Here is a 22,142-nt window from a genome sequence, read left to right as displayed (position 1 = left end):
AGTGCCGGGCCCTGCCCGGCGGGCTGGTTCAACGCGAAAATTCGCGCAGCATCACCGCGATCGAGGCCACGTTGGCCACCACGCACAGCCAGAACACCCACTGGAATTCCGCCTTGCGATGCTTGTGGCGGAACACGGACTGGCCCAGCAGCGCGCCCGGCCAGCCGCCGGCAAAGGCCAGCAGCTGCAGGGTGCGTTCGGGAATGCGCCACTGCCTGCGCTGGGCCGCGCGCTTGTCATGGCCATACAGGCCGAAGGCCACCGCACTGGCCAGCGCACACCAGCCGGCCGCCCACGCGGGCAGCACGCCACTGATGGCCAGGGCGATCAAGGCGCCGAACGCGGCCACGGCCAGGTTGCGCCGCCAGGCCACTTACAGCCCGTCGAGGAAATCGCGTACGGCTGGACCGAAACGCTCGAAGTCGACCAGGAACGCATCGTGCCCCTGCGGTGAGTCCAGGCCGATGAAGCGCGCGTCGGCACCCCCGGCACGCAGGCCGTCGGCTACCTGTTGCTGCTGCTGCACCGGGAACAGGATGTCGGTGTTGGCGCCGATCGCCAGCGCCTTTTCAACGCGTATGCGGGCCAGACCGGCCAGCACGTCACCGTCGGCATACTCGGCCAGGTCGAACCAGTCCATCGAACGACTCAAATACAGATAGCAGTTGGGATCGAAGAAGCGCACGAAGCGCCGTGCGTGGCCTTCCAGATAGCTTTCCACCTGGAATTCCAGGCCGAACGGATCATCGTCGGTCTGGTCCGAATCCAGCCGCACGCGGCCGAAGCGCCCATCCCATTCCAGCGCCGAACGATAGGTGATCACCCCGAGCTTGCGCGCCATGCGCATGCCCGATTCGGGGTAGCGCGCATCGTCGTAGCGGCCGCCGTTCCACTGCGGGTCCAGGCGGATGGCTTCGCGCTGCAGCGAGCGGATGGCGATGGAAAACGGCAGCGCCTGCGCGCTGCCAGAGATGTTGATGTGGCTGCGGGCGATGCCCGGCTGCAGCATCAGGACCGCCAGCGCGGTCATGCCGCCCATCGAATTGCCGACCACGCAGGCCAGCTGGCTGATGCCCAGCGCCTGCACCACCGCGATGGCCGCGCGTGCGCCGTCTTCCACCGACAGTTCCGGGAAATCGAGGCGATACGGCTCGCCGCTGGCCGGGTTCACCGAGGCCGGGCCGGTAGAGCCCTTGCAGCTGCCCAGAGAGTTCACGCAGACCACGAACCAGCGGTCGGTGTCGATCGGCTTGCCTGCGCCGACCATGGCTTCCCACCAGCCGGGCGCGGGGTTGGCCGCGTTGGCGGCGGCGTGCGCATCGGGCGACAGACCGGTCACGATCAGGATCGCATTGCGGCCGTCGGCGGCCAGCGTGCCCCAGGTCTCGTAGGCCACGCGCGCGCCGTACAGGGCGCCACCGCGCTTGAACGGGAACGGTGAGGGCAGGGCATGGAAGCGGGTGCCGGGCGGAATGAATTCAGTCATGGCGCCATTCTAGCGGGGTGGCCCGTGGAGCTGGCGGCACGCTGGTTTCCATGGGCGGCGTACGTGCAAAACCGCCGGGCATGGCCCAGCGTTACCGGTGACGCGGCCCGGCGAGCGCAGGGCTGCGTGGATCAGGGGAACCGCAGCGCCACCACGCCGTCATGCGGCAGCGTTACCCGCACCGCCTCGCTCTGCAGGTCGCCTTCGCCGCGGTTGGCGCTGCCGCTGCGCGAAATGCGTGCCAGCACTTCCACCTCGCGGTGCGCCGACAGCGGTGCCGTCGGCATCGGGCTGTCAGCGTCGCCGAGCCCGACCGTGGCCGGGAAGGCGGTCAACGGCAGCTTGCGCGCCGCCACCGGCATCGGCGGGCCGCCCACGGCGCGGGCCAGCACGAACACCTGCGTACTGGCCGGCCAGTCGCCGTGCTTCACCGCGTCGGGCAGCTGCACCTGCACCTGCAGCAACGCCGGTGCCGCCGTGGCGGCAGGATCGACTGCCTGCCCCGCGGCTTCGCGGGCAATCGCAATCTGCGCCTGCAGGGCCTGCGCGGCGCCTGGTTCCAGCTGCGGCAGCAGGCTGCTCCAGATCTCGGCAGCCTCGGCATTGCGGCCGCGCTGGCGCAGGGCAATGCCCAGCAGCCAGCTGGCCCGCTCGGCCTGCGGTGCCACCCGCCGCGCCTGCTGCAACCACGCCATGGCGGTGTCATCGAACTGCTTGGCGGCATCGGCCTGCGCGCGCGCCTGTGCCGCTTCCACCAGTACGCCGGCATCGTCCGGTGCCAATGCTGCGGCACGCGCAAAGGCATCGGCCGCCGCCTGTGCATCGCCCAGTTCGGTCTGCGAACGGCCCAGCAGTGCCCAGCCATCGGCGCGCTGGGGATCGCGCTGCAGGGCCTGCTGCAACGCCGTTACACCTTCACGCAGGGTCGCCACCGATGGCGGCGGCTGCACCTGCGCTGCGCGCGGGTCGCCCACCAGCAGGTACAGGCAGGCACCGGCCACGCCCAGCGCGAACACGCCCAGCAAGAAACCGCTGCGCCCCTGCCGGCGCAGCGGCCACAGCACCAGCGCGGCCATCACCGCGGCCACCAGGCCGGCCAGCACGGGCAGTGTGTAGCTCACCAGCCATCTCCTTCATCGGCGTTGCTGTTGGCCGCTGCCGGTGCCACCGTGCGGCCGCGCCGGCGCACGATGCCCAGCACCAGCAGGGCACCGCCGCCGAGGATCAGCAACGGCCCGCCCCACAGCAGCCAGGTACCCGGCTGCAGCGGCGGCTGGTACAGCACGAATTCGCCGTAGCGGGCGACCAGGAATTGTTTGATCTGTGCATCGTCGTGGCCCTGCTGCATCAACTGCAGCACTTCACGGCGCAGGTCCTGGGCGATCTGTGCGTTGGAATCGCCCAGGGACTGGTTCTGGCACTGTACGCAGCGCAGCTGCGCGGCCAGGTTGTGGAAGCGGGCTTCTTCGGCCGCGCTGCGGAAGGCGAGCGGCCGTGGGTCGTGCAGCGGCTGCTGCGCCAGTGCGGGCAGCGCCGCGCACAGCAGCAGCGCCAGCAGCGCGTTACGGATTGCCGTGCAGGCCGGTATCGGCATGGCCCTGGGCCTTTTCGATCTTCTGCAGAGCGGGAATCAGCTTTTCGTCCACCACCTGCTGGGTCATCGCGCCGCTGTACTTCCAGCGCACGATGCCACTGCCATCGACCAGGAAGGTTTCCGGCGCAGCGGTAACGCCCCAGTCGATCGCGGTACGGCCTTCCATGTCACTGAGCACCACCATGAACGGATTGCCCAGTGTCTCCAGCCAGTGCAGCGCATCGGTGGGCTCGTCCTTCCAGTTGTAGCCGATCACGCGCACGCGCTTGCTTTCGGCGAAGCGGGTCAACACCGGGTGTTCCTCGCGGCAGGCCGCGCACCAGCTGCCCCACACGTTCAGCAGGTAGGGCGCGCCGCGCAGCTCTTCGCTGCGCACGGTCATGCTCGGGTCGTGCAGCACCGGCAGCGCGAAGGCGGGGGCCGGCTTGTCGATCAGCGCCGAAGGCAGCACGTCGCGCTGCGGATCCCCCGACTTCATCACTCCGTACACCATCAACCCCAGCAGGCCGAAGAAGAACAGCACACCGATGACAATGGCGACGGGGGGCAGCGGGCGCGATGGACGCGGAGCAGGGGACGACGACATGAAAACTCCTACGGACGACGGAAACGGCGGTCGGCGGCGGTGATGAATCCGCCCAGTGCCATCAGCAGTGCGCCCAGCCAGATCCAGCGCACGAACGGTTTGATGTGCACCCGTACCGCCCACGCATTGTTGCCCAGCGGCTCGCCCAATGCCACGTAGACATCACCGTTCAGGCGTGCATCGATGCCGGCCTCGGTCATCACCTGGCCGCCGCTGGCGTACTGGCGTTTTTCCGGGTGCAGCAGGGCCTGCTCGCGGCCATTGCGGAACACCCGCAGGTGGCCGCGGTCGGCCACGAAATTGGGGCCTTCGCGGTGGTCCACGCCTTCGAAGCGGACTTCGTAGCGGCCGACGACCAGCTGCTGCCCCGGCGCCAGCGCTACTTCGCGCTGCACGTTCAGTGCTTCCACCAGCAGCGCCCCGGCCAGGAACACCGCCATGCCGCCATGGGCCACGATCATGCCGAGCATTTCGGCGGTGAAGCGGCCATTGCCGCGCAGCCGCTGCCAGACGAAGCGCGCGGTGCCCAGGCCGACCCAGGCCGCGGCCGCGACGCCCAGGCCCGCCTTCCAGCCATTCTGCGGTGCCTGCCACCACGCCAGCGCACCCAGCACGATCGCCAGCCCCATCCACGGTGCCAGCAGGGCCAGGGCGCGCGAGGGCTGGTCGCGTTGCCACTTCACCAGCGGCCCGAACGGCAGCAGCAGCACCAGCGGTGCCATCAGCAGCAGGAACAGACTGCCGAAGTACGGTGGGCCGACCGAAATCTTGCCCAGCGACAAGGCATCGGCCAGCAGTGGGTACAGGGTCCCCAGCAGCACCATGGCGCAGGCGGTGGCCAGCAGCAGGTTGTTGCCCAGCAGCAGGGTCTCGCGCGAGGTGGCGGTGAAGCCGCGCCGTGGATCATCGCTGTCCATGCCCAGGCGGCCGGCACGCAGCGCGTACAGCAGCAGGCTGCCACCGACCAGCAGCGACAGGAAGATCAGGATGAACAGGCCGCGCGACGGGTCGGCGGCGAACGAATGCACGCTGGTCAGCACGCCCGAGCGCACCAGGAAGGTGCCCAGCAGGGACAGCGCGAAGGCGGCGATGGCCAGCAGCAGGGTCCAGCTGCCGAAGGTGCCGCGCTTTTCAGTGACGGCCTGCGAATGGATCAGTGCGGCGCCGACCAGCCACGGCATGAAACTGGCGTTCTCCACCGGGTCCCAGAACCACCAGCCACCCCAGCCCAGTTCGTAATACGCCCACCAGCTGCCCAGCGCGATGCCCAGGGTCAAAAAGCCCCAGGCCACGTTGGTCCACGGCCGCGTCCAGCGCTGCCAGCGTGCATCCACGCGGCCTTCCAGCAGCGCGGCCACGGCGAAGGCGAAGGGCACCGAAAACCCGACGTAGCCCAGGTACAGCATGGGCGGGTGGATGATCAGCCCCGGGTCCTGCAGCAGCGGATTCAGGTCGCGGCCTTCCAGCGGCGCCGGGTTCAGTCGCAGGAACGGGTTGGAGGTGAAGATCAGGAAGGCCAGGAAGCCGACGCTGACCACGCCCATCACCGCCAGTACGCGGGCCTGTACCGGCGCCGGCAACTGCCGCGAGAACAGCGCCACCGCACCGGTCCACAGCGCCAGCACCAGTGCCCACATCAGCAGCGAGCCCTCGTGCGCGCCCCACACCGCCGAATAGCGATAGATCAGCGGCAGCAGCGAATTGGAATTCTCGGCCACGTAGCGCACTGAAAAATCCTGCTGCACGAAGGCGGCCGTCAGCACCGCGAATGCAGCGGCCACCAGCAGCAGCTGGGCGAAGGCGGCCGGGCGTGCGGTGGCCATCCAGGCGCTGTTGCCGCGCTGCGCGCCGGCCAGCGGCAGGCCGGCCTGCAGCAGCGCCGCCAGCAACGCACACAACAGCAGGATCTGACCCAGCTCCGGCAGCACTCAGCGCACCTCGGGCGCCGTTACCGGCACGTCGTGCTTGCGATGGGCATCGCCCATCTTGTCGGCCACTTCCTTGGGCACGTAATTCTCATCGTGCTTGGCCAGCACTTCGTCGGCCACGAACACCCCGTCCTGCAGGCGGCCGCTGGCGACCACGGCGGTGCCTTCGCGGAACATGTCCGGCAGGATGCGATCGGTGCTGACCGGCAGCGTGGCATCGCCATCGGTCACCACGAAATGTGCCTGCAGCGAACCACTGGGGCGATCGAAGGAACCCTTCACCACCATGCCACCCAGGCGGAAGCGCGACTGCGCGTCGACATCCCCGCGCAGCACTTCAGACGGGGTGTAGAGATAGGCGATATTGCGCTGCAGGGCGAAGGCCACCAGGGTGGTCGCCAGCCCGGAGGCCAACAGCAGCAGCATTACCCAGACCATGCGGCGTCGCTGCACCGGCGTCATCGGCTGAGCTCGGTGGCCAGCGGCGCCGCTGCCGGGCCGTTGCTGCGCGCCTGCAACCGCTGCTGGCGGCGCAGTGCCTGTTGCCGGGCGTGGCGAAGGCGCAGCCAGGAACCCAGCGCATCGCAGCCCAGCACCAGCAGGAACACCGAAAACGCCGCGATCAGATAGGGCAGGTGGGTCATGGCCGTGGCTCCGTGTGGCGGGCTGCCGCTGGCGTGCCGAAGCGTTCGCCGATCCAGGCCTTGCCGGCCTCGCGGGCGATGTTGTCGGCGCGCGCCTTGGCCAGCAGCGAGCCGACGAACCACAGCTTGGTGGCCACCACCATCCACCACAGCGGTGCAATCAGTTCCGGGCGGACCGCGTTTCCACCGAACACATTGATCGACTGGCGCTGGTGCAGCGCCCCCCACCAGTCCACCGAATAGCGGATGACCGGCAGCAGGCCCACGCCGATGATCGCCAGCAGCCCGGCGGCGCGCGCGGCGCTGCGGCGGTCCTCGATGGCGTGGTACAGCCCGATCACGCCCAGGTACAGGAACAGCAGGATCAGCTCACTGGTCATGCGCGGGTCCCAGTCCCACCAGGTGCCCCAGGTGCCTTTCCCCCAGATGCTGCCGGTCAGCAGGGTGATCAGGGTGAAGCCGGCGCCCATCGGCGCACAGGCCATGGCCAGGATTTCGCAGATCTTGATCCGCCAGATCAGTGCGATGGCGGAATAGGCCGCCATCAGCGCGAACACGAACAGGCTCATCCAGGCACTGGGCACGTGGATGTAGATGATGCGGAAGGCATCGTGCTGGTTCTGTTCCGGCGGCGCCACGAACAGCCCCTGCCACAGGCCGATCAGCAGCACCGGTACCGCTGCGGCGTAGAACACGCGGGACCAGCGCGCGGCGAAACGATCGAAGGTCGGAGGTGAACCGAGTTGGTGGAACCAGCGGACGATCGGATTCATGCGTGGCGGCTATCCAGCAGGGATGGATTGGCTCTCAGCTCGTTCAACTCAGAGAAATACGGATGGCCGCGGCCGTGGCCAGCGGTGCCAGCACCAGGGCGACCACCAGCCCCGCGCCCAGCATCAGCAGCGCACCGACTGGATCCTGCCCACGGCCGGCTGCCGCCAGACTGCCTGCACCGAACACCAGCACCGGTACATACAGCGGCAACGACAGCAACGCCACGAGAATACCAGAGCGCCGGATGCCGACGGTCAGTGCTGCCACCACACCGCCGATCAGGCTCAACACGGGTGTTCCCAGCAGCAACGATGCCAGCAACATCGGCAGTTGGTCATGTGGCAGATGCAGCATTTCCGCAAGCAACGGGCTGACCACGATCAGCGGCAGCGCCGTGGTGGCCCAGTGCACCAGCACCCGCACCAGTACCAGCCAGGCCAATGGCACCGGGGCCAGCAGCCATTGTTCCAGCGACCCGTCTTCGGCATCGGAACGGAACAGCGAGTCCAGCGCCAGTTGCCCGGCCAGCAGTACCGACAGCCACAGCACGGCGCCGGCGGTGGCGGCCAGCGGCTGCGGATCGCGGCCTTGGGCCAGGGCGAACAGCACCACCACCAGCAGCGCGAACAGCAGCGGCTGCAGGGCATCGCCACGGCGGCGCCACAGCAGGCGCATGTCGCGCGCCACCAGGGCGCGCGCGGTCTGCCACAGACCCGGTTCGGTGCCCGGGGCGATCATGCGGCTTCTCCCTGGGCCAGACCCGGCTGCAGTTCCAGCAGGCGCGTGCGTACCGGCGGTGCGGCATAGGCACCATGGGTGGTGACCAGGGCGGCACCGCCGCTGCGCAGGTGCGCGGAAATCATCCGGTTGACCAGATTGATGCCGTCCAGATCCAGGTTGGCGTAGGGCTCGTCCAGCAGCCACAGCGGGGCCGGTGACAGCCAGATGCGGGCCAGTGCCAGCCGCCGCTTCTGCCCGGCCGACAGGTGCCGCACCAGGGTGTCCTCGTAACCGGCCAGACCGACGATGGCCAGCGCATTGCCCGGCATCTGCCGTGCGCGCCGCCCATGCAGGCCGCACAGGAAGTGCAGGTTTTCCAGCGTGTCCAGGTCCGGCTTCAGCGCGGGCAGGTGGCTCAGGTAGGCCACGTAGCGCGCGCGCTCGGCCGTGCTGGCCTGTTTGCCGTCGATGCGCACCTGGCCGGCGCCCGGCCGGGCCAGGCCAGCCAGCACGCGCAGCAGGGTGGTCTTGCCGGCGCCGTTTCCGCCCTGCACCAGCAGCGCCTCGCCGGCGTCCACATGGAAGTCCAGCGGGCCGAACACGGGCTCATCATTGCGGGAGAAGCTCAGGCCGCTGGCGGCCAGCAATGCAGGGGTGTTCAAGGGGCAGGGATCTTCATGCCGGGGTGCGGCGGCAATTGTAGCGGTGAATGCGGCCCCGGTAGCGCCGGACCCGGGCCGCTGGCGGCGTGGAATATGCAAAGAACGGCCCGGTTCCGCAGGCAGGGCGTGGATTTCGTACACTTCCGGGCCTTGTTCTCCCATATTCCAGGCCGATGCAACCGAACACCAAGCTGCCCAAGGTCGGCACCACCATCTTCACGGTCATGTCCCAGCTCGCCGCCGAACACGGCGCGGTCAACCTGGGCCAGGGCTTCCCGGACTTCTCCGCACCGCAGCGGCTGATCGACGAGACCAGCAGGGCGATGGCGGCCGGCCTGAACCAGTATCCGCCGATGACCGGCGTGGCGCCGCTGCGCCAGGCGATCGCGCAGAAGTCGCTGGACCTGTATGGCGCGACGATCAACCCGGACACCGAGATCACCGTCACCAGCGGCGCCACCGAGGCGATCTTCAACGCCATCCACGCCGTGGTGCGTGCCGGCGAGGAAGTGATCGTGCTGGACCCGGCCTACGACTGCTACGAGCCGGCCATCGAGCTGGCCGGCGCCACCGCCGTACACGTGCCGCTGGACCCGCAGACCTTTGCCGTGGACTGGGACCGCGTGCGTGCGGCGATCACCCCGCGCACCCGCATGCTGATGGTCAACACCCCGCACAACCCGTCCGGCGCGATGCTGGAGGAGGCCGACATGCAGGCGCTGGCCGACCTGCTGCGCGGTACGCAGATCTACCTGATTTCCGATGAGGTGTACGAGCACATCATCTACGACGGCCGCCGCCATGAATCAGCACTGCGCTACCCGGAGCTGCGCGAGCGCACCTTCGTCATCTCCAGCTTCGGCAAGACCTACCACTGCACCGGCTGGAAGATCGGCTACGCGGTGGCGCCGCCGCTGCTGACCGCCGAATTCCGCAAGGTGCACCAGTACAACACCTTCACCAGCTTCGGCCCGGCCCAGTACGGGTTTGCCGCGATGATCCGCGACGAGCCGGAACATCACCTGGAACTGGGCGCGTTCTACCAGGCCAAGCGTGATCGCTTCCGCGAGCAGCTGGCCGGTACGCGCCTGAAGCCGCTGCCGGTGCCGGGCGGCTACTTCCAGCTGGTCGACTATTCGGACATCAGCGATCTGCCCGACCACGAATTCGTGAAGTGGCTGACGATTGAAAAGGGCGTGACTGCCATTCCGCTGTCGCCGTTCTACGAAACCGCTCCGGTGGGCCAGCGCCTGGTGCGCCTGTGCTTCGCCAAGAACGAAGCCACCCTGGACGCGGCGATCGAACGCCTGCGCCTGCTCTGAGGGAACACGACCATGCAGGACCTGCGCATTTCCCTTGTCCAGGGCGACACCCGCTGGCATGACCCGGCGGGCAACCGCGATTACTACGGTGCGCTGCTGGCGCCGCTGGCCGGCCGCACCGACCTGGTGATCCTGCCGGAGACCTTCACCAGTGGGTTTTCCAACGATGCCATCGCCCAGGCCGAAGGCATGGACGGCCCGACCGTGGCCTGGCTGCGCGAACAGGCCAAGGCACTGGACGCGGCGGTGATCGGCAGCGTGCAGCTGCGTGAAGGCGAGGGCGTGTACAACCGCCTGCTGTTTGCCACGCCGGACGGCGCGCTGCAGTACTACGACAAGCGCCACCTGTTCCGTTACGGCGGCGAGCACGAACGCTATGCCGCCGGCCGCGACCGCCTGAGCGTGGAATGGAAGGGCTGGCGGATCAATCCGCAGGTCTGCTACGACCTGCGTTTCCCGGTGTTCTGCCGCAACCGCTACAACGTGGAGCGGGCAGGGCAGATGGATTTCGACCTGCAGATCTTCGTGGCCAACTGGCCCTCGGCACGTGCCTATGCATGGAAGACCCTGCTGCGCGCGCGCGCCATCGAGAACCTGTGCTTCGTGGCGGCGGTCAACCGCATCGGCGTGGACGGCAACCAGCTGCACTACGCCGGCGACAGTGCGGTGATCGATTTCCTGGGCCAGCCGCAGGTGGAGATCCGCGAGCGCGAGCAGGTGGTCACCACCACCATCTCGGCCGAAGCCCTGGCCGCGCACCGCGCGCGTTTCCCGGCCATGCTCGATGCCGACGCCTTCCATCTGGACGAACGCGCCTGAGCGCACGCTGCGGCGGCTGAACGCTTGCCGCACCCATGCGCGCGCCTGCATCCACCGTGCACGCGCGCGCTGCTAGATTCGCCGGCAGTCCGATTGAAGTGGAAGTGCTGCCGATGAAGAAGTCCCTTGCCCTGCTGCTGGCCCTTGCCGCCAGCGCCCTGGCCCCGGCCGCACAGGCCGGCGGCAACCTGGATTGCCAGTTGCGCTACAACCTGTCCGGCTGGTCGCTGATCTACAAGACCGCCTCGGGCACCGGTACGGTCCGCTGCAGCAACGGCGCCAGCATGCCGGTGCGCATCCAGCTCAAGGGCGGTGGCCTGACCGTGGGCAAGTCGAAGATCACCGATGGCCGTGGCAGTTTCACCGGCGCGAGCAGCGTCGGTGAGTTGCTGGGCACCTATGCCTCGGTCGGTGCCCATGCCGGTGCGGTGAAATCCAGCAACGCCCAGGTGATGACCAAGGGCGATATCTCGCTGGCCCTGTCCGGCACCGGCAAGGGTTGGGACCTGGGCGTGGATGGTGCGGCGTTCACCATCAGCCGCCGCTGAGCCTTACCAGCCGATCTGCAGGTGCCAGGCGTGGCCGGTCACGCTGAGCTGTTCGACCACGTAGCCGCGATCCTGGTAATGCGCCAGTACCGCTTCGGCCTGGCCTTCGCGGGCCTGGCCGCGCGGCAGGGCCACCACGATGCGGCGTTCGCCCTTGCGCGAGTTGGCGTCGATGGAATGATCGATGTCCTGGATGAATTCGTCGGTGGTACGGCCAGCGAGGTCGGCGTTGGCGCGGGCCTGGTCGGGGGTGATGCCGGTCATGGGTGTTGCCTTGTCGTGTGAGTGAGGCTTGACGATAGGCAGCCGCCGCACCAGATGCGGCGACCTATGGCACAAATGGCTTGTTTTCAAACAATTCCTAGAGAAAACCCGCGCAACGATCAGGCGCCCTCACGACCCAGGCGCCAACAAAAAACCCCGGCAGAAGCCGGGGTTTTTCATTTCAGCGAGGACCGCGATCAGCCGCCGCGCGGGCCGCTGCGGCGCGGGCCGCCCGGGCCACGGTTGCCGCCGGGGCCGCCCGGGCCGCGGTTGCCGCCCGGACCGCCGGGACCACGGTTGCCGCCCGGGCCACGGTTGCCACCGGGACCACCCGGACCACGACCGCCCGGACGGGCGCCGTGCGCCGGCTTCGGGCTGCCATACGGGTTGAAGCCCGGGGTGGCATGGTCGGACGGGAAGCTGGGGGCATTGCCCGGATGGCCGTACGGGTGCTTGTTGCCCTGGCCCTGCGAGCGGTTGCCCGCGCCGGCCGGACGACCCTGGCCGCCACCGGCGCCACCACGGCCTTCACCGCCGAAGCCGCCACGGCCCTGGCCGCCGGCATTGCCGCGACCTTCGCCACCGAAGCCACCACGGCCCTGGCCGCCACCGGCACCCGCACCCGGGGCCTTCGGCTTGCCGTAGGGACGGCCCTGGCCGCCTGCACCCGGACCACGAGCACCCGTGCCACGCGCGCCGGGGCCGGCATTGCGGTGGCCGCTCGGGCCAGTGCTCACGCCATCGGGCACGTACCAGGTGCGGAACGCGGCCGGGTTGCCTTCCGGCAGCGAGCGATCGTTCTTCGGCGCGCGCTGCTTGAACGGCTTCTGCGACTGCTTGGCCGCCGCTTCACCGCTGACGGTCAGGCCGCCCTTGAAGCCGCCGCCCTTGCCGCCACGGCCACGGCCGCGGTCTTCGCGCACGTTGTCGAAGCGGCGCAGTTCGCGGCCTTCATCGGCCGTGCTGTGGCCGTTGACGTAGGCGTTGCCGCGGCCACCTTCGCGCACGCGCACGGTGGTCTTGGCGGCGCGGCGCTGGCCGATCACCGGCTGCAGGGTCAGCGCCGACGGCGCGCCTTCTTCCAGCTTCAGCTGCGCGCGCAGGGCTTCCACCTGGGCGCTGGGCAGTTCCACGGTCTGGCCACGAGCCAGTTCGCGCGGCAGCGACACCTTGCCGTAGCGGGTGCGCTTGAGGCGGCTGACCTGGCAGCCCTGCGATTCCCACAGGCGGCGCACTTCGCGGTTGCGGCCTTCCTTCACCACCACGCGGAACCAGTCGTGCGAATCGGTGCCGCCGATGCGTTCGATCTCGTCGAACTTGGCCGGGCCGTCTTCCAGCGCCACGCCACGGGCCAGGCGGTCGACGATCGCGTCGCTGACCTTTTCTTCGCCTTCCGGTGCGCGCACGCGCACCACGTACTCGCGCTCGACCTCGAACGACGGGTGCATCATGGCGTTGGCCAGTTCACCGTCGGTGGTGGCCAGCAGCAGGCCGGTGGTGTTGATGTCCAAGCGGCCGATCGCGATCCAGCGCGCGCCCTTCAGCGGCGGCAGCGCTTCGAACACGGTCGGGCGGCCTTCGGGGTCTTCGCGGGTGGTCACTTCGCCTTCCGGCTTGTTGTAGACCAGCACGCGCGACGGCTCGGCCAGCGCGGTGGCGACGAAGCCACGGCCGTCCAGCTCGATCTTGTCGCCGCTCTTGACCGACATGCCGGTCTGCGCGACTTCACCGTTGACCTTGACCAGGCCTTCGGCGATGCGCTGTTCCAGCGCGCGGCGCGAACCCAGGCCGGCCTGGGCCAGCACCTTGTGCAGGCGCTCTTCCAGCTTGAACTGTTCGGAGGTGGCTTCGCGCTTCAGCGACAGCTTGTTACGGGGGGTGTCACTCATCAGATTTGCTCCGGCCGACGGTTTCGAGGTCGGCCTCTGGTTCGGAATCGGCTTGGTCAACAGCCACGGTCGTCATCGCGACGGCGTTGTCTTCGCGTTCGTTCACGGGAACCGCGCGCTCGCCCGGCGCGGAATCGGGGTGCCCAGCATCGAAGGGCGAAGGTGCTTGCTCGTCACTGGCCGGTGCAGGGGCTGCGCCGGCGGAATCGGGGGTGTTGCCTGTGCCTGCGTCCAGGCGGGTGTCATCGTTGGCAGCCCCGTCAGGGTCGGCACTGATGTCCGGTCCGGCGGCGCCTGCGGCGGCCGGGCCGTCACGGTCCAGCGCCAGCTGCGGTTCCAGTTCGCCCAGGTCCTTCAGTTCGGACAGCGGCGGCAGTTCGTCCAGCCGCTTCAGCCCGAAGTAGTCCAGGAAGCCCTTGGTGGTGCCAAACAGCGCCGGCTTGCCGGGGACGTCGCGGTGGCCGACCACGCGGATCCATTCGCGTTCTTCCAGTGCCTGGATGATGTTGCTGCTGACGGCCACGCCGCGCACCTGCTCGATCTCGCCGCGGGTGATCGGCTGCCGGTAGGCGATCAGCGCCAGCGTTTCCAGGGTGGCGCGGGTGTAGCGGGTCTTGCGTTCGGTCCACAGCCGGCTGATCCAGCCATGTACTTCGGCGGTCACCTGGTAGCGGAAGCCGGAGGCCACCTCCAGCAGTTCCACGCCGCGGCCGGTGCAGGCCTCGCGCAGCTGTTCCAGGGCGCGCTCGATACTGCCCGGCGGCGCCGGCTCGTCTTCCGGGAACAGGTCTTTGAGCTGGGCCAGGGTGAGCGGCTGGCTGGACGCCAGCAGGGCACCTTCGACAATACGGTTGATCAGCGGTTGGTCCATCGGCAGGCAGCGCTCACTCGTTCTCGTTGGCGGCGTCGTTGTCGTCGAACTCGCTGCTGAACTGCAGCGGGGCGTTGGTGTTGCCGGCCGCCAGCGACTTCACGTAGATCGCCGCCAGCGGTTCTTCCTGCACGATGTCCAGCAGCTGTTCCTTGGCCAGTTCCAGCATGGCCAGGAAGGTGACCAGCACGCCCAGCTTGCCTTCCTCAGCGGTGAACAGACTTTCAAACCGGTAGAACCGGCCATCTTCCATGCGGCCCAGGATCTCGCCCATGCGCTGGCGCACGCTCAGTGCCTCGCGCTTGATTGCATGGCCAGTGAACAGCTCGGCGCGCTTGAGCACGTCGTGCAGGGCCAGCAGCATTTCCTTCAGGTCCACCGGCGGCGGCAGCTTCACCGTCGCCCGTTCCGGCATGAACGCATGCGCCACCGTGGTGTCGCGATCCTGCCGGGGCAGGGCGTCTATATCTTCCGCCGCCTGCTTGAAACGTTCGTACTCCTGCAGCCGGCGCACCAGCTCGGCGCGCGGGTCGGCTTCGTCGCCATCCTCGCTGACCGGGCGCGGCAGCAGCATGCGCGACTTCACTTCGGCCAGGATCGCGGCCATCACCAGGTATTCGGCGGCCAGCTCGAAACGCAGCTCGCGCATCACCGTGATGTATTCCACGTACTGCCGGGTGATCTCGGCCACGGGAATGTCCAGCACGTCCAGGTTCTGTCGGCGGATCAGGTACAGCAGCAGGTCCAGCGGCCCTTCGAAGGCATCCAGGATGACTTCCAGCGCGTCCGGCGGGATGTACAGGTCCTGCGGAATCTGCAGGACCGGTTGCCCATGCACCACGGCCAGCGGCATTTCCTGCTGCTGGGGGGCGGGCGGCCGGGTTGGCGGGTTCGCGTCGAGCGCGAGTTCGGAAGTCATCTAATGGACGTCAGCATTGCAACGGACCAGTCGCGGTACCCGCCATGCCGGGCCAACGCCACGGCCACGGGGGCACCAGGCACGCCTGTCTCGGCGCGATTCCACACATATGAAACAGCAGCACGCGCTGCACAACAGCGGCAGCGACAAGACTACGGGGAGGTCGTCTACGTGGCCCGTCAGGAAGCGGCGGGGCGATCGTCGGGGGCTGCGGAAGCCGCGGAAACCGACGGGCTGCTGCATCCAGCCACGTGCAATTGGCCCTAGGGTAAGGCTTTGCCGCGCCAGTGTCCAGCAACGGCGGGCAACCGGCTGGCATTGGCTAGAATCGGCGCACCGCAACATGAACGAGGAACCACCCCATGTGGTACGTGATTGAAGGCTATGACGGCCAGGATGTGCTGGCCCAGCGGCTGCAGGTTCGTCCGCAGCACCTGGCGCGCCTGCAGGCGCTGAACGACCAGGGGCGCCTGCTGCTGGCCGGGCCATGCCCGGCCATCGACAGCGAAGACCCGGGTCCGGCAGGCTTCAGCGGCTCGGTGGTCATCGCCGCATTCGACTCGCTGGCGCAGGCGCAGGAATGGGCCGAAGCCGACCCGTACGTGGCTGCGGGCGTGTACGTGCGCACCCAGGTGCGTGCGTTCCGCAAGGTGCTGCCATGAACGCGCGGCGCATCGAACAGATTCGTGATGCGCTGCAGCAAGCATTGGCCCCCAGCGTGCTGGAGATCGAAGACGACAGCCATCGCCATGCCGGCCATGCCGGCGCGCGCGATGGGCGCGGCCATTTCAACGTGCACGTGGTCAGCGAACGCTTCGCCGGCATGGCACCGCTTGCGCGCCACCGTGCGGTCTACGCCGCCCTGGGCAGCCTGATGGACACCGACATCCATGCGCTGTCCATCCGTGCACATACCCCGTCAGAACAGGGCTGAACATGACCCAGATACTGTCTTTGCAGGTCACCGTGCGGGCCTGCCCGGGACATCTTTTTGTGTCCGGAATGGGACATTCGCCTAACGGACAGTTTACAAGCGCAGATGGAAACGCTTACATTCCGCGCCAAGCTGGTAGGTCCAAGCCGTGGAGGGCGGCTTCGTGAACAAGGCAGCCATAACAATCAAAGATGTCGCACGCGAAGCCCGGGTCTCCGTGGCCACGGTTTCCCGCGCGCTCAACGGGCATGAGAACGTTGCCGAACCGGTCCGCCAGCTTGTGCTGGAAGTGGCCGCGCGGCTGCGTTACACCCCACATGCTGCTGCGCGCAGCCTCAGCAGCCGCCGTACCAATACGGTGGGCGTGGTGCTGCCCGATCTGTACGGTGAATTCTTCTCCGAACTGATGCGCGGCATCGACGGGGTGGCCCGCAGCCGCCGCCAGCACCTGCTGGTGTCCAGCTACCACGGCGACCAGGAGCAGCAGGGCGCTGCGCTGCGCGCCATGCGCGGCCGCGTCGATGGCCTGCTGGTGCTGTCCCCGTATGCGGAAAGCCCGGGGTTCCTGACCGACAACCTGCCGCAGTCGCTGCCCACCGTGCTGATCAACACCTACCTGCCCACGCAGGACCACCCGGTGTTGAGCATCGACGACCACGCAGGGGCGATGGCCATGACCCGCCACCTGCTTGATGCCGGCCACCGCCGCATCGCTTTCATTTCAGGCCCGGACCTCAACTTCGACGCGCGCGAGCGCCTGCGCGGCTTCCGTGACGCGCTGGCGGCTGCTGGCAATGGCGCCGAAGGCATCGAGCTGCCCGGTGATTTCGACGAAGCTTCCGGCCATCGCGCCGGTCAGGAGTTGCTGGCAGCCGGTGCGCTGCCCGATGCCGTGTTCGCCGCCAACGACATGATGGCCCTGGGATGTCTGTACGCGTTCGCGCAGGCAGGTGTCCACGTGCCCACCGATGTTGCCCTGGCGGGTTTCGATGACATTCCACTGGCGCGGTTCGTACACCCATCGTTGACCACCATGCAGGTCAGTATCGCCGAATTGGGCGATCGGGCCATGACGCGCCTGTTGCAGTTGATGGACGGCACTACCACGGAAGGGGCAGGGGACAAGCAGACGCTGGTACCCCGCTTGATCGTTCGAGATTCCACCACCTCGCCATCCGGCCGTTGAAGCCGGAGGCTTTCCTTTTCTTTTGACTGATCGCAGGAACCGCGCAAGCGGGACCACCACCCGGAGATTGAGTTGATGATGCATTCCACCATCCGCACGCCGGCACGCCGGCTGCTGAGCACCGCCCTGGTCAGCTGCCTGATGCTGGCCGCGGCCCCGAACGTGATGGCCCAGTCGGCCAACGCCAGCCTGCGTGGCCAGGTGTCCGGCGCCCAGGCCGGCGCGGAAGTGACCGCCACCAACGTGGCCACCGGTTCGGTGCGTCGCGGCACCGTGCGTGCCGACGGCAGCTACTCGCTGATGGGCCTGGACCCGGGCACCTACGACGTGGTGGCCAACGGCCAGACCCAGAAGGTCACCGTCACCGTGGCCTCCACCGCCACGCTGAACTTCAGCGAAGCGGCCGCCACCGGCGGCGGCACCACCGCGGCCACCAACCTGGACACCGTGAACGTGGTCGCGCCGACCCTGCTGCAGGAAGTGCGCACCTCCGAAGTCGGCAAGACCGTCAGCCTGCAGCAGATCCAGACCACCCCGCAGGTGTCGCGCAACTTCCTGGAGTTCGCCGACGCCGTGCCGGGCATGATCTTCACCCGTGATGCCAAGGGCAACACCTCGCTGCGCGGCGGTGCCACCAATGCTGACGGCACCAACGTCTACATCGACGGCGTGGGCCAGAAGAGCTACGTGAAGGGCGGCGGCGTGGCCGGCCAGTCCGGCAGCGCCGGCAACCCGTTCCCGCAGCTGGCCATCGGCGAATACAAGGTCATCAGCGGCAACTACAAGGCCGAGTACGGCCAGGTGTCCAGCGCCGCGGTGACCGCCGCGACCAAGTCCGGTACCAATGAATTCAAGGGTGAGGCGTTCTACCGCTACACCGACGAAGACATGCGCGCCAAGACCCCGGCCGAGCGCCAGGCGGGCCAGGACAAGATGGTCTCGGCCGAGAAGGAATACGGCTTCGCCCTGGGCGGCCCGATCGTCAAGGACAAGGCCCACTTCTTCGTGACCTACGAAGCCAAGCGCTTCGACCTGCCGGTCACCATCGCGCCGGACGGTGCGGTGACCAGCAGCGTCGGTCTGCTGCCGGCTGACGGCGCTGCCGGCCTCGGCCCGGCCAGCCAGCCGTTCCAGCAGGACCTGATCTTCGCCAAGGTCGACTTCGAGCCGACCGACAACGATCGCATCGAACTGACCTTCCAGGACCGCGACGAAACCCAGCAGCAGTTCAGTGGCCAGACCTCGCCGGAAGCCGGCCGTGAAGTGGTCAACACCGACCGCCGCTATGCGCTGCGCTGGAACCACAGCGGTGAGCGTTACTACAACGAATTGATGGTCACCCACGAAGATTCGTTCAACAACCCGACCCCGCTGACCCTGGCCAACGGCATCACCTACACCGCACCGGACGGCACCGAGGACCGCACCATCGTGAAGGTCGGTGGCGCGTCGGCACTGGATTCGCAGGTGAAGGGCCAGAAGGGCTGGTCGATCGAAGACAACCTGACCCTGGACGGCATCCAGTGGGCGGGCGACCACACCATCAAGATGGGCGCGAAGTACAAGGAAATCGATCTGTACGCGTCTGACGCGGCGCAGATCAACCCGACCTTCACCTACACCCTGGGCGATCCGGACTTCCCGTCGGACATCCCGTACAAGGCGCAGTTCGTCAAGCCGGTCACCGGCGTGTCGGGCGTGTCCGGTGAAGTGCGTTCCAAGGCCAAGCAGCTGGGTCTGTTCATCCAGGACGACTGGCAGGTCAACGACCACCTGCAGATCAACCTGGGCCTGCGCTGGGATTACGAAAAGAACCCGGCCTACCTGGACTTCGTGACCCCGCAGCAGGTGGTGGACGCCATCTATTCGCAGGACCCGCGCGCTGCCGCCGGCCAGACCTACGCCGATTCGCTGGCGCTGGGCGGCCTGGACATCAGCGATTACATCAGCAACGGCCACAACCGCAAGGCGTTCAAGGATGCCTGGCAGCCGCGCCTGGGCTTCTCGTATGACATCAACGCCGACGAGCAGCACGTGATCCACGGTGGTGCCGGCCGTTCCTACGACCGCGACCTGTTCGACAACCTGCAGCTGGAAACCACCAAGCTGGCCCTGCCGCAGCCGACGATCTACTTCCGCAACCCGACCACCGGCACCTGCATCAACGGCCAGGCCGCCTGCTACGACTGGAACCCGAACCTGCTCAATGGCATCGGCAACCTGCAGGCCCTGGTGGGCGCCACCAGCAATGCCGGTCTGGAAGTGGATCTGCTCAACAACAAGCTGAAGGCCCCGTACTCGGATCAGTTCAGCCTGGGCATGAGCAACCAGATCGGTGACTGGCTGACCGACGCCACCATCGCCCGTACCCTGAGCTACGACGGCTTCGCCTTCACCCTGGGCAACCGTTACCCGACCGGCCAGTTCTTCGATGACCCGCGCCTGTGCGGCGGCACCGACCCGGGCCTGAGCCAGGCCTGGAGCTGCAACGTGCCGGGCTTCGGCAGCCTGATCATCGGCCAGCAGGGCATCAAGACCCGTGCGACCCAGGTGCTGCTGTCGGCGCAGAAGCCGTTCACCAAGGAAAGCGGCTGGGGCACCTCGATCGCCTACACCTGGACGACCGCGCGCCACAACCGCGACATCAACGAGAAGTACGCGTTCGACCGCGGCCTGATCGGCGATTACCCGACCATCCGTTCCAACGGCGCGCCGCGCCACCGCCTGGTGGTGACCGGTTCGTACGCGGGCTTCTGGGGCATCACCTTCGGTGGCAAGATCACCCTGGCCACCCCGACCGCCGTCAACGACTGGTACGGCATCCCGCAGGCCAGCGGCTACACCCTGCCGACCCCGCAGGCCGCCGTGCCCAACGCCAATGGCAAGTTCCTGATTGGTGGCAAGGTGTTCGGCTACCGCTCGGTCGACCTGCAGGCGACGAAGACGTTCAAGATGCCGGGTGATACCGAGCTGTACGCTCGCCTGGACATCATCAACGTGTTCAACTTCGACAACTTCTCCAGCTACAACTACATCAAGAGCAACGGCAAGCTGGAAGCCAGCTACAACGAGACCGGTGACATCATCGGTACGCCGCGCCAGATCAAGGCCGAAGTGGGCTTCCGCTTCTGATGATCGCGCTTGGTACCGCCGGTTCGCCGGCGGTACCGGTTGTGCAATGGCCGGCCGTGATGGCCGGTCCATTGCCCATGCCAGTGCACCGCGACCGCACGGTGCACTGGCATGGGCAATGACGCCGACACCCGGGCCACGTTTTTCGTGGTTTTTTAAGAGTCCGTGCTGTAAACGATTTCAGGTGTTTGGACGTTATGCTCTTCGATCGAACAGCCCACCGGAGGAACCGCGCCATGCAGGCACGCCACCTGTTGACCGCCGCTGCGATGACCCTGGCCATCGCCGCCTGCAAACCGGCCCAGCAGGAAGCACCTGCCAAGCCCAAGCCGCAGGTGATCCTTGTCGAGGCTGACGCACCGCCGCGGCCGATGAAGCCGGAACTGCCGCCGCTGTTCGACGATATCGAGCGCCGCACCTTCCAGTTCTTCTGGGATACCACCAATGAACTGAACGGCCTGACCCCGGACCGTTACCCGTCGCGTCCGTTCGCCAGCATCGCCTCGGTGGGCTTCGCGCTGACCGCCTACCCGATCGGCATCGAGAACGGGTGGGTCAGCCGCAACCAGGCCATCGACCGCACCCTGACCACGCTGAAGTTCTTCCGCGACGTGCCGATGGGCCCGCAGCGCACCGGCAAGGCCGGTTACAAGGGCTTCTACTACCACTTCCTGGACATGCAGGAAGGCCGTCGCTACGACAGCTGGGTGGAACTGTCGTCGGTGGATACCGCGCTGCTGATGATGGGCGTGTTGTTCGCCCAGTCGTACTACGACGGCGACGACCCGCGCGAAAAAGAGATCCGGCAGATCGCTGACAGCCTGTACAAGCAGGTGGACTGGCCGTGGCTGCAGCAGCGCGCACCGCTCATTTCGATGGGCTGGTTCCCCGAAAGCGGCTTCATCGACCACGACTGGATGGGCTACAACGAAGCGATGATGGTCTACATCCTCGCCCTGGGCTCGCCCAGCCACCCGGTCAGCCCGGATGCGTGGACCGTGTGGACCCGTACCTACGACAACGACTGGGGCGTCTACCAGGGCCAGGAATACCTGTCCTTCGGGCCGCTGTTCGGCCACCAGTACAGCCACGTCTGGATCGACTTCCGCGATATCCAGGACGCGTACATGCGCGAACGCGGCAGCACCTACTTCCTCAACAGCCGTTCGGCGGCGCTGGCCCAGCGTGAGTACGCCATCGCCAACCCGATGAACTGGAAGGACTACGGCGAGAACGTCTGGGGCCTGACCGCCAGCGATGGCCCGCAGAACACCACCCAGGAGTACCGGGGCGAGCAGCGCCAGTTCCGCCATTACTCCTCGCGCGGCGCAGGCCTGCGCGAGAACTTCGACGACGGCACCATCGCCCCGACCGCGGCGGTGTCTTCGATCGTGTTCGCACCGGAGGAAGTGATCCCGGCCACGGTGGAGATGCACAAGCGCTACGGCGACTACATCTATTCCAGCTACGGGTTCCTGGATTCGTTCAACCCCAGCTTCAACTACGACATTCCGATCAAGACCGGGCGCCTGGTGCCCGACCGCGGCTGGGTCGCCAGCGATTACATCGCCATCGACCAGGGCCCGATCCTGACCATGATCGCCAACTACCGCGACGATTTCGTCTGGGAAGTGATGAAGAAGAACCCGTACATCCGCAAGGGTCTGGAACGGGCAGGGTTCAGTGGTGGCTGGCTGGCGCCGGAAGGCGAGTTCCAGCCGCTGCAGCTGCAGAAGGATGAGAAGGCCGCGGCGGCGCGCGCGGTGGGTATCGCAGAATCGCGCGCGGCCGCCGCGCAGGAACAGAAGAACAATGCCAACCGCAACACTGGACAGGGGAAGTAAGCCGGTGCATCCCTGGACCC

Annotated in this window: 23 protein-coding genes; 8 read left to right on the top strand and 15 right to left on the bottom strand. The window is 67.5% G+C overall.

The window, feature by feature from the left end; genetic code table 11:
- Positions 1-28 precede the first annotated feature (28 nt).
- The 11 genes from C1922_RS12865 to ccmA form a co-directional block, all read right to left on the bottom strand.
- Complete coding sequence (locus C1922_RS12865; protein ID WP_108750115.1) at positions 29-373, bottom strand: DUF1294 domain-containing protein; 345 nt, start codon at positions 371-373, stop codon at positions 29-31.
- Positions 374-1,486: a homoserine O-acetyltransferase gene (locus tag C1922_RS12860; RefSeq protein WP_108750114.1), complete on the bottom strand. Its 1,113-nt coding sequence runs from the start codon at positions 1,484-1,486 to the stop codon at positions 374-376.
- A gap of 131 nt (positions 1,487-1,617) precedes the next feature.
- Positions 1,618-2,610, bottom strand: coding sequence for a cytochrome C biogenesis protein (locus tag C1922_RS12855; protein ID WP_108750113.1), 993 nt, complete (start codon positions 2,608-2,610; stop codon positions 1,618-1,620).
- A complete protein-coding gene (locus tag C1922_RS12850; protein WP_108750112.1) occupies positions 2,604-3,080 on the bottom strand; it encodes a cytochrome c-type biogenesis protein in 477 nt (158 codons plus the stop codon). Before C1922_RS12850 ends, C1922_RS12855 begins: the two co-directional genes overlap by 7 nt.
- Positions 3,049-3,666 carry a DsbE family thiol:disulfide interchange protein gene (locus C1922_RS12845; protein ID WP_108750111.1) on the bottom strand — a complete coding sequence of 206 codons (618 nt, stop codon included), beginning with the start codon at positions 3,664-3,666 and terminating at the stop codon, positions 3,049-3,051. The genes C1922_RS12850 and C1922_RS12845 overlap by 32 nt, the downstream gene beginning before the upstream one ends.
- Positions 3,667-3,674: 8 nt before the next feature.
- On the bottom strand, positions 3,675-5,594 hold the full coding sequence (locus tag C1922_RS12840; RefSeq protein WP_108750110.1) for a heme lyase CcmF/NrfE family subunit: 1,920 nt from the start codon (positions 5,592-5,594) through the stop codon (positions 3,675-3,677).
- Entirely contained in the window at positions 5,595-6,056 is a 462-nt protein-coding gene (gene ccmE / locus C1922_RS12835) for a cytochrome c maturation protein CcmE (protein WP_108750109.1), read from the bottom strand. It abuts the gene before it with no gap.
- On the bottom strand, positions 6,053-6,238 hold the full coding sequence (ccmD, locus tag C1922_RS12830) for a heme exporter protein CcmD (RefSeq protein ID WP_108750108.1): 186 nt from the start codon (positions 6,236-6,238) through the stop codon (positions 6,053-6,055). The genes ccmE and ccmD overlap by 4 nt, the downstream gene beginning before the upstream one ends.
- Positions 6,235-7,011 carry a heme ABC transporter permease CcmC gene (gene ccmC / locus C1922_RS12825; RefSeq protein WP_108750107.1) on the bottom strand — a complete coding sequence of 259 codons (777 nt, stop codon included), beginning with the start codon at positions 7,009-7,011 and terminating at the stop codon, positions 6,235-6,237. Before ccmC ends, ccmD begins: the two co-directional genes overlap by 4 nt.
- 43 nt (positions 7,012-7,054) lie before the next feature.
- Entirely contained in the window at positions 7,055-7,750 is a 696-nt protein-coding gene (gene ccmB / locus C1922_RS12820) for a heme exporter protein CcmB (RefSeq protein WP_108750106.1), read from the bottom strand.
- Complete coding sequence (gene ccmA / locus C1922_RS12815) at positions 7,747-8,394, bottom strand: heme ABC exporter ATP-binding protein CcmA (RefSeq protein WP_108750105.1); 648 nt, start codon at positions 8,392-8,394, stop codon at positions 7,747-7,749. Before ccmA ends, ccmB begins: the two co-directional genes overlap by 4 nt.
- Positions 8,395-8,567: 173 nt before the next feature.
- On the opposite strand from ccmA, the gene C1922_RS12810 reads away from it, so the two are divergent.
- The 3 genes from C1922_RS12810 to C1922_RS12800 all read left to right on the top strand — a co-directional run bounded on the left by C1922_RS12810 (position 8,568) and on the right by C1922_RS12800 (position 11,083).
- The gene (locus tag C1922_RS12810) at positions 8,568-9,716 is read left to right on the top strand and encodes a pyridoxal phosphate-dependent aminotransferase (RefSeq protein WP_108750104.1); all 1,149 of its coding nucleotides are present in this window, start codon (positions 8,568-8,570) and stop codon (positions 9,714-9,716) included.
- A gap of 12 nt (positions 9,717-9,728) precedes the next feature.
- Positions 9,729-10,535, top strand: coding sequence for an amidohydrolase (locus tag C1922_RS12805; protein WP_108750103.1), 807 nt, complete (start codon positions 9,729-9,731; stop codon positions 10,533-10,535).
- A 113-nt stretch (positions 10,536-10,648) separates the two neighbouring features.
- A complete protein-coding gene (locus tag C1922_RS12800) occupies positions 10,649-11,083 on the top strand; it encodes a hypothetical protein (RefSeq protein WP_108751591.1) in 435 nt (144 codons plus the stop codon).
- A 3-nt stretch (positions 11,084-11,086) separates the two neighbouring features.
- Here the strand turns inward: C1922_RS12800 and C1922_RS12795 are convergent, their stop codons facing one another.
- The 4 genes from C1922_RS12795 to C1922_RS12780 all read right to left on the bottom strand — a co-directional run bounded on the left by C1922_RS12795 (position 11,087) and on the right by C1922_RS12780 (position 15,026).
- Positions 11,087-11,347, bottom strand: coding sequence for a hypothetical protein (locus tag C1922_RS12795; RefSeq protein ID WP_108750102.1), 261 nt, complete (start codon positions 11,345-11,347; stop codon positions 11,087-11,089).
- Between the two features lie 197 nt (positions 11,348-11,544).
- Positions 11,545-13,236 (bottom strand): pseudouridine synthase, encoded by a 1,692-nt coding sequence (locus tag C1922_RS12790; protein ID WP_108750101.1) that lies wholly within the window; start codon positions 13,234-13,236, stop codon positions 11,545-11,547.
- Positions 13,229-14,107 carry an SMC-Scp complex subunit ScpB gene (gene scpB / locus C1922_RS12785; RefSeq protein WP_108750100.1) on the bottom strand — a complete coding sequence of 293 codons (879 nt, stop codon included), beginning with the start codon at positions 14,105-14,107 and terminating at the stop codon, positions 13,229-13,231. The genes C1922_RS12790 and scpB overlap by 8 nt, the downstream gene beginning before the upstream one ends.
- A 13-nt stretch (positions 14,108-14,120) precedes the next feature.
- The gene (locus C1922_RS12780; protein ID WP_108750099.1) at positions 14,121-15,026 is read right to left on the bottom strand and encodes a ScpA family protein; all 906 of its coding nucleotides are present in this window, start codon (positions 15,024-15,026) and stop codon (positions 14,121-14,123) included.
- Between the two features lie 362 nt (positions 15,027-15,388).
- Between C1922_RS12780 and C1922_RS12775 the strand changes: the two genes are divergently transcribed.
- The 5 genes from C1922_RS12775 to C1922_RS12755 all read left to right on the top strand — a co-directional run bounded on the left by C1922_RS12775 (position 15,389) and on the right by C1922_RS12755 (position 22,122).
- Complete coding sequence (locus C1922_RS12775) at positions 15,389-15,688, top strand: YciI family protein (RefSeq protein ID WP_108750098.1); 300 nt, start codon at positions 15,389-15,391, stop codon at positions 15,686-15,688.
- Positions 15,685-15,960 carry a BolA family protein gene (locus C1922_RS12770; RefSeq protein WP_108750097.1) on the top strand — a complete coding sequence of 92 codons (276 nt, stop codon included), beginning with the start codon at positions 15,685-15,687 and terminating at the stop codon, positions 15,958-15,960. The genes C1922_RS12775 and C1922_RS12770 overlap by 4 nt, the downstream gene beginning before the upstream one ends.
- Before the next feature lie 148 nt (positions 15,961-16,108).
- Positions 16,109-17,146 carry a LacI family DNA-binding transcriptional regulator gene (locus C1922_RS12765; protein ID WP_108750096.1) on the top strand — a complete coding sequence of 346 codons (1,038 nt, stop codon included), beginning with the start codon at positions 16,109-16,111 and terminating at the stop codon, positions 17,144-17,146.
- Between the two features lie 75 nt (positions 17,147-17,221).
- Positions 17,222-20,278, top strand: a complete 3,057-nt coding sequence (locus C1922_RS12760) for a TonB-dependent receptor (protein WP_108750095.1) — start codon at positions 17,222-17,224, stop codon at positions 20,276-20,278.
- Between the two features lie 236 nt (positions 20,279-20,514).
- A complete protein-coding gene (locus C1922_RS12755) occupies positions 20,515-22,122 on the top strand; it encodes a glucoamylase family protein (protein WP_108750094.1) in 1,608 nt (535 codons plus the stop codon).
- Positions 22,123-22,142: the final 20 nt, after the last annotated feature.

The organism is Stenotrophomonas sp. ZAC14D2_NAIMI4_7 (assembly GCF_003086675.1).
Classification (GTDB): domain Bacteria; phylum Pseudomonadota; class Gammaproteobacteria; order Xanthomonadales; family Xanthomonadaceae; genus Stenotrophomonas.
The sequence above is the reverse complement of the archived record's forward strand: the minus strand, read 5'-3'. Positions and strand labels throughout refer to the sequence as shown.

Bases quoted from the DNA above. Each gene is read 5' to 3' on its own strand.
- C1922_RS12800 (WP_108751591.1), top strand. From the start codon at position 10,649: ATGAAGAAGTCCCTTGCCCTGCTGCTGGCCCTTGCCGCCAGCGCCCTG.
- ccmB (WP_108750106.1), bottom strand. From the start codon at position 7,750: ATGATCGCCCCGGGCACCGAACCGGGTCTGTGGCAGACCGCGCGCGCC.
- C1922_RS12850 (WP_108750112.1), bottom strand. From the start codon at position 3,080: ATGCCGATACCGGCCTGCACGGCAATCCGTAACGCGCTGCTGGCGCTG.
- C1922_RS12760 (WP_108750095.1), top strand. From the start codon at position 17,222: ATGATGCATTCCACCATCCGCACGCCGGCACGCCGGCTGCTGAGCACC.
- C1922_RS12770 (WP_108750097.1), top strand. From the start codon at position 15,685: ATGAACGCGCGGCGCATCGAACAGATTCGTGATGCGCTGCAGCAAGCA.
- C1922_RS12755 (WP_108750094.1), top strand. From the start codon at position 20,515: ATGCAGGCACGCCACCTGTTGACCGCCGCTGCGATGACCCTGGCCATC.
- C1922_RS12780 (WP_108750099.1), bottom strand. From the start codon at position 15,026: ATGACTTCCGAACTCGCGCTCGACGCGAACCCGCCAACCCGGCCGCCC.
- ccmE (WP_108750109.1), bottom strand. From the start codon at position 6,056: ATGACGCCGGTGCAGCGACGCCGCATGGTCTGGGTAATGCTGCTGCTG.
- scpB (WP_108750100.1), bottom strand. From the start codon at position 14,107: ATGGACCAACCGCTGATCAACCGTATTGTCGAAGGTGCCCTGCTGGCG.
- C1922_RS12810 (WP_108750104.1), top strand. From the start codon at position 8,568: ATGCAACCGAACACCAAGCTGCCCAAGGTCGGCACCACCATCTTCACG.
- C1922_RS12775 (WP_108750098.1), top strand. From the start codon at position 15,389: ATGTGGTACGTGATTGAAGGCTATGACGGCCAGGATGTGCTGGCCCAG.
- ccmD (WP_108750108.1), bottom strand. From the start codon at position 6,238: ATGACCCACCTGCCCTATCTGATCGCGGCGTTTTCGGTGTTCCTGCTG.
- C1922_RS12790 (WP_108750101.1), bottom strand. From the start codon at position 13,236: ATGAGTGACACCCCCCGTAACAAGCTGTCGCTGAAGCGCGAAGCCACC.
- C1922_RS12805 (WP_108750103.1), top strand. From the start codon at position 9,729: ATGCAGGACCTGCGCATTTCCCTTGTCCAGGGCGACACCCGCTGGCAT.
- ccmC (WP_108750107.1), bottom strand. From the start codon at position 7,011: ATGAATCCGATCGTCCGCTGGTTCCACCAACTCGGTTCACCTCCGACC.
- C1922_RS12795 (WP_108750102.1), bottom strand. From the start codon at position 11,347: ATGACCGGCATCACCCCCGACCAGGCCCGCGCCAACGCCGACCTCGCT.
- C1922_RS12860 (WP_108750114.1), bottom strand. From the start codon at position 1,486: ATGACTGAATTCATTCCGCCCGGCACCCGCTTCCATGCCCTGCCCTCA.
- C1922_RS12845 (WP_108750111.1), bottom strand. From the start codon at position 3,666: ATGTCGTCGTCCCCTGCTCCGCGTCCATCGCGCCCGCTGCCCCCCGTC.